Source organism: Blastococcus sp. SYSU D00669, from assembly GCF_054050715.1.
The window spans coordinates 12,649-26,204 of record NZ_JBJGZV010000030.1 but is presented as its reverse complement, the minus strand read 5'-3'; the positions used below and the strand labels follow the sequence as shown (position 1 = coordinate 26,204).

At 75.0% G+C, this 13,556-nt stretch carries 13 protein-coding genes and 1 tRNA gene; 6 read left to right on the top strand and 8 right to left on the bottom strand.

From position 1 onward, the window contains the following. The first annotated feature begins 100 nt into the window (after positions 1-100). A complete protein-coding gene (locus tag ACI8AF_RS19465) occupies positions 101-910 on the top strand; it encodes an alpha/beta hydrolase (RefSeq protein WP_456541395.1) in 810 nt (269 codons plus the stop codon). Here ACI8AF_RS19465 and ACI8AF_RS19460 read toward each other — a convergent pair. The 5 genes from ACI8AF_RS19460 to ACI8AF_RS19440 form a co-directional block, all read right to left on the bottom strand. Then, positions 907-1,389, bottom strand: coding sequence for an N-acetyltransferase family protein (locus ACI8AF_RS19460; RefSeq protein WP_456541394.1), 483 nt, complete (start codon positions 1,387-1,389; stop codon positions 907-909). The genes ACI8AF_RS19465 and ACI8AF_RS19460 overlap by 4 nt on opposite strands. After that, positions 1,386-2,798 carry a lytic transglycosylase domain-containing protein gene (locus ACI8AF_RS19455; protein ID WP_456541393.1) on the bottom strand — a complete coding sequence of 471 codons (1,413 nt, stop codon included), beginning with the start codon at positions 2,796-2,798 and terminating at the stop codon, positions 1,386-1,388. The genes ACI8AF_RS19460 and ACI8AF_RS19455 overlap by 4 nt, the downstream gene beginning before the upstream one ends. A gap of 119 nt (positions 2,799-2,917) precedes the next feature. Next, a tRNA-Val gene (locus ACI8AF_RS19450) sits at positions 2,918-2,989 on the bottom strand. Between the two features lie 39 nt (positions 2,990-3,028). Beyond that, a complete protein-coding gene (locus ACI8AF_RS19445) occupies positions 3,029-3,490 on the bottom strand; it encodes a peroxiredoxin (protein WP_456541392.1) in 462 nt (153 codons plus the stop codon). A 45-nt stretch (positions 3,491-3,535) separates the two neighbouring features. Further along, complete coding sequence (locus ACI8AF_RS19440; protein ID WP_456541391.1) at positions 3,536-3,961, bottom strand: DUF3052 domain-containing protein; 426 nt, start codon at positions 3,959-3,961, stop codon at positions 3,536-3,538. 374 nt (positions 3,962-4,335) lie between these two features. On the opposite strand from ACI8AF_RS19440, the gene aceE reads away from it, so the two are divergent. Next, positions 4,336-7,143 carry a pyruvate dehydrogenase (acetyl-transferring), homodimeric type gene (gene aceE / locus ACI8AF_RS19435; protein ID WP_456541390.1) on the top strand — a complete coding sequence of 936 codons (2,808 nt, stop codon included), beginning with the start codon at positions 4,336-4,338 and terminating at the stop codon, positions 7,141-7,143. Between the two features lie 55 nt (positions 7,144-7,198). Here aceE and ACI8AF_RS19430 read toward each other — a convergent pair whose 3' ends face one another. Genes ACI8AF_RS19430 through ACI8AF_RS19420 form a run of 3 tightly spaced genes read right to left on the bottom strand, consistent with a single transcriptional unit; the run spans position 7,199 to position 9,607 of the window. After that, positions 7,199-8,404 carry a M20 metallopeptidase family protein gene (locus ACI8AF_RS19430; RefSeq protein WP_456541389.1) on the bottom strand — a complete coding sequence of 402 codons (1,206 nt, stop codon included), beginning with the start codon at positions 8,402-8,404 and terminating at the stop codon, positions 7,199-7,201. Between the two features lie 22 nt (positions 8,405-8,426). After that, positions 8,427-8,909, bottom strand: coding sequence for a pirin family protein (locus tag ACI8AF_RS19425; RefSeq protein ID WP_456541388.1), 483 nt, complete (start codon positions 8,907-8,909; stop codon positions 8,427-8,429). Beyond that, complete coding sequence (locus tag ACI8AF_RS19420; protein ID WP_456541387.1) at positions 8,906-9,607, bottom strand: phosphatase PAP2 family protein; 702 nt, start codon at positions 9,605-9,607, stop codon at positions 8,906-8,908. Before ACI8AF_RS19420 ends, ACI8AF_RS19425 begins: the two co-directional genes overlap by 4 nt. A 71-nt stretch (positions 9,608-9,678) precedes the next feature. On the opposite strand from ACI8AF_RS19420, the gene ACI8AF_RS19415 reads away from it, so the two are divergent. The 4 genes from ACI8AF_RS19415 to ACI8AF_RS19400 all read left to right on the top strand — a co-directional run bounded on the left by ACI8AF_RS19415 (position 9,679) and on the right by ACI8AF_RS19400 (position 13,525). Continuing rightward, positions 9,679-10,857 carry a PucR family transcriptional regulator gene (locus ACI8AF_RS19415; protein WP_456541386.1) on the top strand — a complete coding sequence of 393 codons (1,179 nt, stop codon included), beginning with the start codon at positions 9,679-9,681 and terminating at the stop codon, positions 10,855-10,857. Positions 10,858-11,021: 164 nt separating this feature from the next. Continuing rightward, positions 11,022-12,224, top strand: a complete 1,203-nt coding sequence (locus ACI8AF_RS19410; protein WP_456541385.1) for an acyltransferase domain-containing protein — start codon at positions 11,022-11,024, stop codon at positions 12,222-12,224. Then, on the top strand, positions 12,221-13,192 hold the full coding sequence (locus ACI8AF_RS19405) for a beta-ketoacyl-ACP synthase III (RefSeq protein ID WP_456541384.1): 972 nt from the start codon (positions 12,221-12,223) through the stop codon (positions 13,190-13,192). The genes ACI8AF_RS19410 and ACI8AF_RS19405 overlap by 4 nt, the downstream gene beginning before the upstream one ends. Positions 13,193-13,279: 87 nt before the next feature. Continuing rightward, positions 13,280-13,525 carry an acyl carrier protein gene (locus tag ACI8AF_RS19400; RefSeq protein WP_456541383.1) on the top strand — a complete coding sequence of 82 codons (246 nt, stop codon included), beginning with the start codon at positions 13,280-13,282 and terminating at the stop codon, positions 13,523-13,525. Positions 13,526-13,556: the final 31 nt, after the last annotated feature.

Below are 13,556 nucleotides of genomic sequence, written 5' to 3'. Positions count from 1 at the left end.
CCGGTCACACTGGGGCCGGACGACGCCGATGAGTCCTGCGTGTGACGCGGACCCCATCTTGGTACAGGGCTGTACCAGGGGCCGGACGACGGGAGGCGACGTGGCGCGACGGCACGACCGGAGCCCGGGGCTCCCGCTGTACCTGAGCGAGCCGACCCGGGCGGCCGCCGACTTCGGGCTGTTCCTGGCCGCCCGACCGCTGCTCCCCCGCCTGCCCAAGGGCGACGGGCACCCGGTGCTGGTGCTGCCCGGTCTGCTCGCCGACGACGCCTCGACCCGGATCCTGCGGCGGGTGCTGCGCCGGCTGGACTACCGGGTGCACGGCTGGCGCCTCGGTCGCAACATCGGCCCGACCGCGGCCTGCGTCACGGGCCTGCGCGACCGCATGGAGGAGCTCTCCGACCGCTACGGCCGGCCGGTGACGCTGATCGGGTGGAGCCTCGGCGGGATCTTCGCCCGCGACCTGGCCCGCCGCAGCCCCGAGTCGGTGCGCCAGGTGATCACCCTGGGCAGCCCGTTCCGGCTGCAGCACGACGGCCAGAGCCGCGCGACGAAGGTCTTCGCGCGCTACGCGCACCTGCACGTGGAGCACCGCACGCTGCCGCTGGAGAGCGAGGCCGAGCCGCTGCCGGTGCCGTCGACGTCGATCTACTCGCACTTCGACGGCATCGTGCACTGGCGCACCTGCCTCGACCTGCCCGGCGAGCGCTGCGAGAACATCGCCGTCATGGCCAGCCACCTCGGCCTCGGCCACCACCCCGCCGCCATCTGGGCGATCGCCGACCGGCTCGCGCAGCCCGAGGGCACCTGGTCGCCGTTCCGGCCGCCGCTGTTCCTGCGCCCGGCCTTCCCGCGCCCGGCGGACGCCGCCGACGGGCGGCCGGCGACCCCGGACGAGGCCGCGGCCTAGCCGCACACCCGGCCGGACGGCCGCCAGGCGTAGGTGCAGTCGGGCTCGCCCTCCTCGTTGTCCGACCCGTCGCCGGTGCCGACGAGCACGAACCCGGCGGCCTCGTAGATCCGCCGCGCCCGCTCGTTGCGGGCGAAGACGTGCAGCCGCAGCCCCTCCGGCCGGGCGGCCCGGGCCGCCTCCAGCAGCGCCCGGCCCACCCCCGTGCCCCACGCGTCGGGAGCGACGTAGAGCTGCTCGAGCCAGTCCTCGTGGACGGCGGCGAAGCCGACGACGACGCCGGCCCGCTCGGCCACCCAGACCTGCTGCTCGGGGAGGACGACGCCGCGCATCCACCCGACCGTCTCGGCCTCCTCGTGCAGGTCGGGCAGCCAGGGCATGCCGGCCGCGCGGGCGGCGTGGTGGACGCGCGCCAGCACGGCGGCGTCCTCGGGCCGGCCCGGGCGCAGGGCGACGTCGTCGGGCACGGGCGGGCTCACGGGCAGGCCGGCAGGCCCAGCAGGCCGCAGGTGACGCCGGGGACCAGTTGCTCGACCGCGTCGGTCACCGGGTTCGGCGGCAGCGGGGCCGGCGCCGGGGCGGGCGCGGGGACGGGCACCGGCAGCGGCGCCGACGGCAGGGGCAGCGGGGCGGGCGCCGGCGCGGGTGCCGGGGCGGGCGCGGGCGCCGGGGCCGGGGCGGGTGCCGGGGCGCCGCCGGACGTGCCTCCCCCGGTCGAGCCGCCGCCGGTGCCGCCGGACCCGGCCGGTGGGGCCGTGCCGCCGCCGGACGACGGCGTCCCGGCGTTCCCGCCGCTGCCGGCCGGGGTGCCGGGTGCGGGGGCCCCGCCGGCGCCCGGCGCGGGCGCGCCCGGGGCCGGCGCCGCGGCGGGTCCGGCGGCCGGGGCGCGGGTGACCTCCGGCGGGGAGCTCGTCGTGTCGCTCGCGCCGATGGCCGGGCCGGGCGCGGCCGGGGCGGCGAACCAGCGCGTCGGTGCCGGCAGCGGGCCGCTGGTGGGCCCGTGCATCGGCAGGTCGGCGACCGGGATGCCGCCCGCGTAGGCCGCGGCGAGGGCCAGCACCTGGGCGACGTAGGCGTCGGAGTGGTTGTAGGCGAAGACCGCCTCCCGCTGCCCGGCGGCGGTGCGCAGGTTCCCCCCGGCCACGCAGAGGTAGTGCGCGGCGGCCAGCGCGGCGTCGTTGATGTTCTTCGGGTCGGCCACGCCGTTGCCGTCGCCGTCGACGGCGTAGGAGCGCCACGTCGTCGGGATGAACTGCATCGGCCCGACGGCGCGGTCGAAGCGGGTGTCGCCGTCGAAGGCGCCGCCGTCGGAGTCGCCGATGTAGGCGAACTGCCCGCCGTCGAGCGCCGGGCCGATGATCTGCGGGGTCGACGTGCCGTCGGGGTTCAGCGTGGCGCCGCCGAAGCGGCCGTGGTTGGACTCGACGCGGCCGATGCCGGCCAGCAGCGACCAGTCGATGCCGCAGGAGGGCTGCGCGTCGGCCATGCGCGCCGCGGCCACCCGGTAGGCGTTGAGCGCCACGTTGGGGATGCCGTTGGCGGCCAGGCCGGTGATCACCGGTGCCGCGGCGGGCGCGGGCTGCGGCGCCTGGGTGGGCGCGGCGGCGAGCGTCGTGGCCCCCTCGGGCGCGCCGGCCGACAGCTCCGCGACGGCCCACTCGCGCGCCACGTCCCACGGCACGGAGGCGTCGTTCACCTCGGCCACGGCCTCCAGCTCGTCGTCCGCACCGGCCGCGGGCGCGAGCAGCCCGCTGACCAGGACGAGCCCGGCGGCCACCCACGGCCACCTCCGCCGCCGCCAGGGCGGCGGCTGCACCGGCCGGCCGGTCGGGGCCGCGTGCCGCGGCCCGTCGGTGTCCCGCTGGGACTGGTCGAACGCGAGCGCCATCGCCGTCGCACCGTCTTCCTCGACGATCCGAGTTACCTGTGTCTTGGAGTTCCCCGCTGTCAGGCGCAACGAGCGTTACCCGCGAAGGTGGCGCTCAACCGCGGGCGAAGGAACGAAGGTGGGCGCGGCAGGGTTCGAACCTGCGACCGCTCGCTTGTAAGGCGAGAGCTCTTCCGCTGAGCTACGCGCCCCGCGCACTCAGAGTAGGGGGGCTCCGAGCGGCGAGAGGATCAGGCCGCGAGCTTCCCGACGGCGTCCTTCCAGCCGGACTGCTCGCGCACGTCGCCCGGGTTGTTCACCTCCGCGAAGGTCACCGTGCCCTCGGCGTCGAGCAGGAAGGTCGCCCGCAGGGCCATGCCGGCCTTCTCGTTGAAGACGCCGTAGGCCTGCGCGGTGGCCCCGTGCGGCCAGAAGTCCGACAGCAGCCGGAACTCGAACCCCTCCCTCTCCCGGAAGGCCTTGAGGCTGAACACCGGGTCGGTGCTGATGGCCAGCACCTGCACGCCCGCGTCGGTGTAGACCGCCAGCTCGTCGCGCAGCTGGCACAGCTCGCCGGTGCACAGGCCCGAGAAGGCGAAGGGGTAGAACACCAGCAGGACGGGGGCGCCCCGCAGGCCGGCCAGGTCGACGACCTGCTTGTCCTGGTCGGGGAGGCTGAACTCGGGCGCGGTGTCGCCGACGGAGAGGGTCATGCGCCCGATCGTGCCCCATGCGCCGCGGAGCGCCGCAGCGAGGGCCTAGCGGCGCGTGCGGGCGGTCTTCGGGGTGACCAGGCGGATGCCGGACCAGTCCTTGGCGGCGGAGATGCTGCTGGTCTGCTGCAGGCCCGCGGTGGGCGCCACCTCGGTGACGTCGCCGGGCTCCACGTGCCCCGGCCGCCCCGACTTGGGCACCAGCAGCCACACGACGCCGTCGTCGGCCAGGGAGGTCAGCGCGTCGGTGAGCGCGTCGAAGAGGTCGCCGTCGTCCTCCCGCCACCAGAGGACGACGACGTCGGCCACCTCGTCGGTGTCCTCGTCGACCATCTCGCTGCCGGCCGCCTCGACGATGGCGTCGCGCAGGTCCTCGTCGGCGTCCTCGTCCCAGCCGAGCTCCTGCACGACCATGCCCGGCTTGATGCCCAGCCGGGCCGCCATGCCGGCGCTGCCCGAGTCGACGCTCATCCCTGCTGCTCCTCCACGGAACGGTCTCCTGCTGACCGGTTGTCTGCGACATGGTGCACGGTCGGACGCTCCGACGCGCGCGGACCTGGGATCACGCGCACCCGCAAGGGGGGACCAGGGGGGCGGCGGGCCCGGCGGCGACGGCGGACACGACCGGCGGGAGGAGAGCCCGCACGCTGGTCATGTCACCCCTCTCGCTCCTGCCTCGGGCCCGACCGGTCGGGCGCGTTGGGCGGAAGCGTAGGCCATGGGAGCCCGGGCGCAAGCCTCCTGCCGCGCCCGTCGCGCCGCCGGACGCGCCGGTACGGCCGCGTATCGGCAGGACCCGGGTGCCTCACGTGACGGCGGAACCCCTGACGGGAGACGATGGGGGCATGAGCGCACCGCAGCAGTCGGACGGCGACCCCGCCCGCGACGCAGTAACCCCCCGCGCGGTCATCACCGACGGGCTGCCCAGCCAGCTGGTCGACACCGACCCTGATGAGACGCAGGAGTGGGTCGAGTCCCTCGACGCCGTCGTCGACCACGCCGGACGCGGCCGCGCCCGCTACCTGATGCTCAAGATGCTCGAGCGCAGCCGGGAGCAGCAGGTCGGTGTCCCCTCCCTGCGCAGCACCGACTACATCAACACGATCCCGCCGGAGCGCGAGCCCTGGTTCCCCGGCGACGAGCACGTCGAGCGGCGCATCCGCGCCTACATCCGCTGGAACGCGGCGATCATGGTGCACCGGGCCCAGCGGCCCGGGATCGCCGTCGGCGGGCACATCTCCTCCTACGCGTCCTCGGCGTCGCTGTACGAGGTCGGCTTCAACCACTTCTTCCGCGGCAAGGACCACCCCGGCGGCGGCGACCAGATCTACTTCCAGGGCCACGCCTCCCCCGGCATCTACGCCCGCGCCTTCCTCGAGGGCCGGCTCTCGGAGGACCAGCTCGACGGCTTCCGGCAGGAGGTCAGCCACCCCGGCGGCGGCCTGTCGAGCTACCCGCACCCGCGGCTGATGCCCGACTTCTGGGAGTTCCCCACCGTGTCGATGGGCCTCGGCCCGATCAACGCGATCTACCAGGCGCGGTTCAACCGCTACCTGCACTCCCGCGGCATCAAGGACACCTCCGACCAGCACGTCTGGGCGTTCCTGGGCGACGGCGAGATGGACGAGCCCGAGTCGCTCGGCGCGATCGGCCTGGCCGCGCGCGAGGAGCTGGACAACCTCACCTTCGTCGTCAACTGCAACCTGCAGCGCCTCGACGGGCCGGTCCGCGGCAACGGCAAGGTGATCCAGGAGCTCGAGTCGTTCTTCCGCGGCGCCGGCTGGAACGTGATCAAGGTGATCTGGGGTCGGGAGTGGGACCCGCTGCTCGCCGCCGACCGCGACGGCGCGCTGGTCAACCTGATGAACCAGACGCCCGACGGCGACTACCAGACCTACAAGGCCGAGGACGGCGCGTTCGTCCGCGAGCACTTCTTCGGCCGCGACCCGCGCACCCGCAAGCTCGTCGAGCACATGAGCGACAAGGAGATCTGGGACCTCTCCCGCGGCGGGCACGACTACCGCAAGCTCTACGCGGCCTACAAGGCGGCGGCGGAGCACAAGGGCCAGCCGACGGTCATCCTCGCCAAGACGATCAAGGGCTGGACGCTCGGCAGCCACTTCGAGGGCCGCAACTCGACCCACCAGATGAAGAAGCTGACCGCCGAGGACCTCGCCGCCTTCCGCGACCGGCTCTACCTCGACATCCCCGACGAGGCGCTCGACAAGACCCTGCCGCCGTACTACAAGCCCGACCCGGACGGCGACGAGATGCGGTACATGCTCGAGCGCCGCCGGCAGCTGGGCGGCTCCCTCCCCCGCCGGCGCACCGACGCCAAGCCGCTCAAGGCGCCCGACGACAAGGCGGTCGACATCCTGCGCCGGGGCTCCGGCAAGCAGGAGGTGGCGACGACGATGGCGTTCGTCCGCATGCTCAAGGAGATGCTGAAGGACCCCGAGCTCGGCCCGCGGTTCGTGCCCGTCATCCCCGACGAGGCCCGCACCTTCGGCATGGACTCGCTGTTCCCGACGCAGAAGATCTACAACCCGGCCGGCCAGCGCTACACCTCGGTCGACCGCGAGCTGATGCTGGCCTACAAGGAGTCGCAGCAGGGGCAGATCCTGCACGAGGGCATCAACGAGGCCGGCTCCGCGGCGTCGTTCACCGCCGTCGGCACCTCCTACGCCACGCACGGCGAGCACATGATCCCGATCTACATCTTCTACTCGATGTTCGGGTTCCAGCGGACCGGCGACGCCTTCTGGGCGGCCGGCGACCAGATGGCCCGCGGCTTCCTGCTCGGCGCCACCGCCGGGCGGACGACGCTCAACGGCGAGGGGCTGCAGCACGAGGACGGGCACTCGCTGCTGCTCGCGCACACCAACCCCGCGGTGGTGAGCTACGACCCGGCGTTCTCCTACGAGGTCGCGCACATCACGAAGGACGCGCTGCTGCGGATGTACGGCAACGACCCGGGCGGCCCGCTCGGCGGCCACCGCAGCCCCGACGTCTTCTACTACCTGACCGTCTACAACGAGCCGATCTCGCAGCCGGCCGAGCCGGAGGACCTGGACGTGCGGGGCCTGCTGGCCGGCATGTACAGGTACGCCGAGGGGCCGCAGGTCGAGAACGGCAGGAAGGCGCAGATCCTCGCCTCCGGCGTCGCCGTGCCGTGGGCGCTGCGGGCCCAGGAGCTGCTGGCGCAGGACTGGGGGGTCTCGGCCGACGTGTGGTCGGTGACCTCGTGGACCGAGCTGCGCCGCGAGGCGGTCGAGGCCGAGGAGCACAACCTCCTGCACCCCGAGGAGGAGGCCCGAGTCCCGTACGTCACGCAGCGGCTGCAGGAGGCCGAGGGCCCCGTCGTCGCGGTGTCGGACTGGATGCGCGCCGTCCCCGACCTCATCGCGCCGTACGCGCCGCACGGCATGCGGTCGCTGGGCACCGACGGGTTCGGCCTGTCCGACACCCGCCCGGCGCTGCGCCGGCACTTCCACGTCGACGCCGAGTCGATCGTCGTCCGGACGCTCGCCTCGCTGGCCGACTGGAACTGGCTGGACCGCGACGTCGTCCGGCAGGCGGTGGAGAAGTACCAGGTCCGCGAGGTGCAGGCCGCCCCGCAGGAGGAGCGGTCGGACCCCAGCCCCGCGACGTGACGGCTGGTGCGGAGTCCCGGGGCGGCGTTCTCCGCGCCCTGGGACTCCGTGACCGTCAGCCGGCGAGCGCGTCCAGGGCCATGCGGGCGTAGAGGGCGACGCCCGCGGGCAGCGGTTCCTCGTCGAAGACCACGAGGTTGGAGTGGTTGGCCGGGGCGGTCTCCGGCTCCAGCCCGGGCGGGCAGGCGCCGAGGAAGGCCAGCGCCCCCGGCACCCGCTCGAGGACGTAGGAGAAGTCCTCGGCGCCCATGAGCGGGGCGGCCATCGGCGCGGCGGCCTGCGGGCCGAGCAGCGCGGCGGCCGTGTCGAGCACGACCGCGGCGGCGCCGGCGTCGTTGACGGTCACCGGGTAGCCCTCGACGTGCTCGAACTCGGCGGTCATCTCGTGCGCCGCGGCGATGGTGGCCGCCACCCGCTCGACGGCGGCGACGATCATCCGCCGGTTCTCCGCCGACAGCGTGCGGATCGTGCCCTCCAGGAACGCCGAGTCGGGGATGACGTTGCTCGTCGACCCGGCCTCCAGGTGCGCCACGGTGACCACCGCCGGGTCGAAGACGTCGACACGGCGGGTGACCAGCGTCTGCAGCGCCAGCACGATCTCGGCGGCGACCGGGATCGGGTCGTTGGCGGTGTAGGGCATCGAGGCGTGCCCGCCGCGGCCCTTGACGGTGATCCGCCACTGGTCGGCGGCGGCCATCATCGGCCCCGGCCGCACGTTGATCGTGCCGCTGGCGAACGTGGAGGAGATGTGCAGCGCGAACGCCCCGCTCACCGGCGCCTCGGGGACGGCGTCGAGCAGCCCCTCGTCGAGCATGTAGCGGGCGCCGTGGAAGCCCTCCTCCCCCGGCTGGACCATGAACACGACCTGCCCGGCCAGCTCGTCGCGGCGGTCGGCGAGCAGCCGCGCGGCGCCGAGCAGCATGGCGACGTGGGTGTCGTGACCGCAGGCGTGCATCGCCCCTGGGACCTCCGAGGCGAACGGCAGGCCGGTGTCCTCGTGCACCGGCAGCGCGTCCATGTCGCCGCGCAGCAGGAAGGTCGGCCCCGGGCGCGCGCCCCGCAGCACGCCGACCACCGAGCTGGTCGAGCGGCCGGTGGTCACCTCGATCGGCAGGTCGCGCAGCGCCTCCAGCACGGTGGCCTGCGTGTTCGGCAGGTGCAGCCCGATCTCGGGCCGGCGGTGCAGCCGGCGTCGCAGGTCGATGGTGCGGTCGGCGTCGGAGTAGGCGGCGGCGAGGAGGTCGGCGGCGCTGGTCGGCATGCTCCCCAGTCTCGCCGCCGCCTCAGAACGCGGCCCAGTCGGGCCGGGTGGTCGCCAGCCGCCACACGACGGCCAGCCCGCCGCCGTCGACGGTGAGCTGCCCCTCGGGCGCCCGGCCGGGTGGCCCGACCCACAGCCGCGCGTCGTCCCGCCCGAGGTCGACCCAGCCCCGCGGCGCGCGGTGCACCGCGTGCGACGGCGGCGACGCCGGGTCGGCGGCGCGCAGGTAGGCCTGCAGCACCCGCACGCCTGCGTCGCCGGCCACCTCGTCGTGGGTCAGCCCGGCGCCGGACCGCAGCACGGCGACGTCGCCCGTGGCGACCTCGGCGCCGTCCCCCCACGCGTGCCGCAGGGACCCCGCCAGGACGACGGCGACGACGTCGACCGCCCGGTGCTCGTGCCGCCCGTAGCCCTCCCCCGCGCCCAGCCGGTCGTCGGCCAGGCGGAGCAGCGGCCCGAGCGAGCCGTCGTCCGGCGCGGCGACCACGTGCTGGTCGAGGCTCACGGGACCACCGCCGCGTCGCGGCGGACCGGCAGCGCCGCGCGGCCGCCGGGCAGGGCGCCGAAGAGCAGCGCGACGGTCAGCGTCCAGGCCAGCCCGAAGGCCCAGCCGCCGACGACGTCGGAGAAGAAGTGCACCCCCAGCCACAGCCGGGTCAGCCCCACCAGGACGACCAGGGCGACCCCCGCCGCCAGGCACACCCGCCGCGCGGCCACGCCGACCAGCGGCCAGAGGAGCACGAGCACCACGGTGACCAGCGTGGCGATCCCCGAGGAGTGCCCGCTGGGGAAGCTGAGGGAGTCCAGCCGCGCGCCCCCCTCGTCGAAGTCCGGCCGCACCCGGCCGAAGAATTCCTTCAGCAGCGTGGTCAGCGGCCCGACGAGGACGGTCGCGGTGAGCACCCAGGCGGCGACCCACCAGGCCCGCCGCAGGACCAGCCAGACGACGACCGGGAGCAGCACGAGGACCCGGAAGGCCGAGAGCCCGGGCGCGGTCAGCACCTGCAGCAGCCCGTCCAGCCCCGTCGCGCGGTCGTCGCCGGCGTAGACGGCCTCGCTCACCACGCCGTCGAGGTCCACCTGCGGCGCGAAGCCGGCCAGCACGCCCGCGCCCAGCACGGCCACCACGAGGTAGCCGAGGGCGGCCGCGACCAGCGCACGGCGCCGGGCGACCGGCGAGGCACCGTCCGGGGGAACGTCCACGGGTCCACTCTCCCCGACGGGGGACGGCGTGACACGCTGACCGGGGACGACTCGACGGGGAGGACCGCACTGTGACCGGCCGGGTGAGCAACCGCCCGCCGAGCGACGCCACGCTGCGCCGGCTCGAGCGCGCCTCGGGTGCCCTCGCCACGCAGGCCGTGGCGCGCATGGACGAGCAGCTGTCGTGGTTCCGGGCGATGCCGGCCGACCAGCGCTCGTGGGTGATGCTGGTCGCGCAGAACGGCATCGCCTCGCTGGTCGAGTGGTGCCGCAACCCCGGCCGGCCGCCGAGGCTGACCGGCGAGGTGTTCGGCGCCGCGCCGCGCGAGCTGGTGCGGGCGGTCCCGCTGCGGCAGACCGTCGACCTGATCAAGGTGACCGTCGAGGTGATGGACGACCACGTCGCCTCGGTGGCCGAGCCCGGTGACGCCGAGGCGCTGCGGATCGCCGTCCTGACGTTCAGCCGCGAGGTCGCCTTCGCCACCGCGCACGTCTACGCCAGCTTCGCCGAGAACCGCGGTGCCTGGGACGCCCGCCTCGAGGCGCTCGTCGTCGATGCGCTGGTCCGCGGCGAGCGGTCCGAGGAGCTGCCCGGGCGGGCGGCGGCGCTCGGCTGGGCCACGATGAGCCCGGTCGTCGTCCTGGTGGGGGCCGCGCCGGGGGCCGGTGACGCGCACGCCGCGGTGCGCCGGGCCGCCCGCTCGATGCGCGCGGAGGTGCTGGTCGGGGTGCACGCCGACCAGCTCGTCGTCGTCCTCGGCGGGCAGGGCGACCTGGAGTCGGTGGCCGAGCGGGTCAGCGACGAGTTCGGCCCCGGCCCGGTGGTGGTCGGCCCGGTGGTCGACGGGCTGGGCCGCGCGGCCGAGTCGGCCGCGGCCGCCCTGGCCGGCCTGCGGGCCGCCCCGGCCTGGCCGGGGGCGCCCCGACCGGTCACCGCCGACGCGCTGCTCGCCGAGCGGGCCCTGGACGGCGACCCGCTGGCCCGCGCCGCGCTCGCCGAGCGGATCGCCGCACCCCTGCAGACCGCCGGCGGCGAGGTGCTGGAGACGGTGCGGGCGGTGCTCGCCGGCGGCGGCAACCTGGAGGCCAGCGCGCGGGCGCTGTTCGTGCACCCCAACACCGTCCGCTACCGGCTCCGGCGCGCGGCGGAGCTGACCGGGGTGTCGGCGACCGATCCGCGGGGCAGCTGGACGCTGCAGGTCGCCCTGGCGCTGGCGCAGCTGGGCCGGGACAGCTCCCTCTGGCACTGAGTGCCTTTCGTCCCGCTGGTCACACCAGTGTGGTCTCTACCACGATCCGGGCCGGATCCGCGCGTCCGCCGAGTGTGCTTTGTGGGAACCTTCCAAAGATCAGCGGTGTGCTTTCGTGCCGCTCCCCGGCGCGGACGCCGGTGATCCCTGGCACGGTGAAAGACGTGCTGGCCGTCCTCGCCCCCGGACAGGGTGCCCAGAAGCCCGGGATGCTCACCGATTGGCTCGACCTCCCCGGCGCGGAGCCGTTCTTCCGCTGGGCCGGGGCCATCGCCGACGCCGACCTGCTGACCCTCGGCACGACCGGTGACGCCGAGGCGATCAAGGACACCGCGGTCACCCAGCCGCTGGTGGTCGCGATGAGCCTGTTCATCGCCCGCGAGCTCGGCGGCCTGCCCGGTCCGGTCGTGCACAGCCCGCACGCCGGGCGCGACGTCGTCATCGCCGGGCACAGCGTCGGCGAGCTCACCGCCGCGGCGCTGGCCGGCGTGCTGTCGGTCGAGGCGGCGATCGCGCTGACCGCCGTCCGCGGCCGGGCGATGGCCGCCGCGTGCGCGCAGACGCCGACCGGCATGTCCGCCGTCCTGGGCGGCGACCCCGAGGAGCTGGCGGCGGCGCTGGAGCGGCACGGGCTGCAGGCCGCCAACTACAACGGCGGCGGCCAGGTCGTCGTCGCCGGGCCGCTCGACGGGCTGGCCGCCCTCAAGGCCGAACCGCCGGCCAAGGCGCGGGTCATGCCGCTGTCCGTGGCCGGCGCCTTCCACACCTCCTACATGGGCTCGGCCCGCGAGGAGCTCGAGGGCCTGGTCGACGGGCTCCGGCCGGCCGACCCGAGCAGGCTGCTGCTGTCCAACGCCGACGGCGCGGCGGTCGAGAGCGGCGCCGAGGCGCTCACCCGCCTGGTCAGCCAGGTCACCAGCCCGGTGCGGTTCGACGCCTGCCTGGCCACGATGCGCGACCTGGGCGTGACCGCCGCGATCGAGCTGCCGCCGGCCGGCGCGCTGGCCGGGCTGGCCAAGCGCGAGTGGAAGGGCGCCGACATCGAGATCCTCGCCGTCAGCAGCCCGGCCGACCTCGACCGCGCCCGCGAGCTGATCGCCGCCGAGCGCGGCCGGCCCGAGCCCGACCACCTGCCCGACTGGCGGGTCGTCGTCGCGCCCGTGCGCGGGACCGTCAGCCCGGCCGACGTCGCCGAGGGCAGCCGGCTGCCGGCCGGCACGCCGCTGGGCGTCGTCCGCAGCCGCCGCGAGGAGGTCCACGTCTCGGCCGGCTACGACGGGGTACTGGCCGAGTGGCTCGTGCACGAGGGCGACCTGGTCGACGCAGGCGACCCGCTGGCCCGTCTCTACCCGGAGGTTTCGGCATGACCGCTCGCATCCAGCAGAGCCAGGGCGCCGTCGGCGCGCGGATCCTCGGCCTGGGCGGGTACCGGCCGCGCCGCCGGGTGACCAACCACGAGCTGGCCCAGGTCATGGACACCAACGACGAGTGGATCCAGACCCGCGTCGGCATCGCCGAGCGGCGCTGGGCCGGCGAGGACGAGACGCTCGTCGAGATGGCCGTCGCCGCCGGCGGCAAGGCGATCGCGGCCAGCGGCCTCGCCCCCGACGAGATCGACCTCGTCGTCGCCGCCAGCGCCAGCCTGCGGGCGCCCATCCCCGGGGTCGGCCCGCAGATCGCCTACCGGCTCGGGGTGCCGCGGCCGGGCTCGTTCGACCTCAACGCCGGGTGCGCCGGCTTCTGCTACGCCCTCGGCCTGGTCAACGACGCCATCCGCGCCGGGTCGGCGCGCAACGCGCTGGTCATCGGCGTGGAGCGGCTGACCGACGTCACGGACACGAACGACCGGTCCACCGCGGTGATCTTCGCCGACGGCGCCGGCGCGGCCGTGGTGGGCGCCGCCGACGAGCCGGGCATCGGCCCGGTCGCGTGGGGCAGCGACGGCGACCAGCACAACGCCATCGAGATCGCGGCCGGGAAGTCGACGATGACCATGGCCGGCCAGGCCGTCTACCGCTGGGCGACCACCAAGCTCACCGAGACGCTGTTCCAGGCGATGGAGTCCGCCGGCGTCGGCCCGCAGGACATCGACGTCTTCGCCCCGCACCAGGCCAACCTGCGCATCGTCGAGTCGATGACCAGGAAGCTCGGCCTGCCCGAGCGCACCGTCGTCGCACGCGACATCGTGCAGTCCGGCAACACCTCGGCGGCGTCGATCCCGCTGGCGCTGACCGCGCTGCTGGAGTCCGGCGAGGCCAAGTCGGGCGACCTGTGCCTGGTCCTCGGCTACGGCGCCGGGCTGACCTTCGCCGGGCAGGTCCTGCGCCTGCCCTGAACCATCGATCTGCCGGGACACCCCGTCCCGGACGACGGTGGTGCGCCACCGCGGCGCGCCGCCACCATCCGAGAGAGAGGACCCCGCGTGGCCAGCACCCAGGAGATCCAGGCCGGACTCGGCGAGATCCTGGAGGAGGTGGCCGGCGTCACCCCCGCCGACGCCACCCCCGAGAAGTCCTTCACCGAGGACCTCGACGTGGACTCCCTGTCCATGGTCGAGATCGCGACCGCCGTCGAGGACAAGTTCGGCGTGGCGATCCCCGACGACGAGCTCGGCAACATCAAGACCGTCGGCGACGCCATCAGCTACATCGAGAAGAACCAAGGCTGAGGCCTCATCCCGATCGCCCGGCCATCTGAGA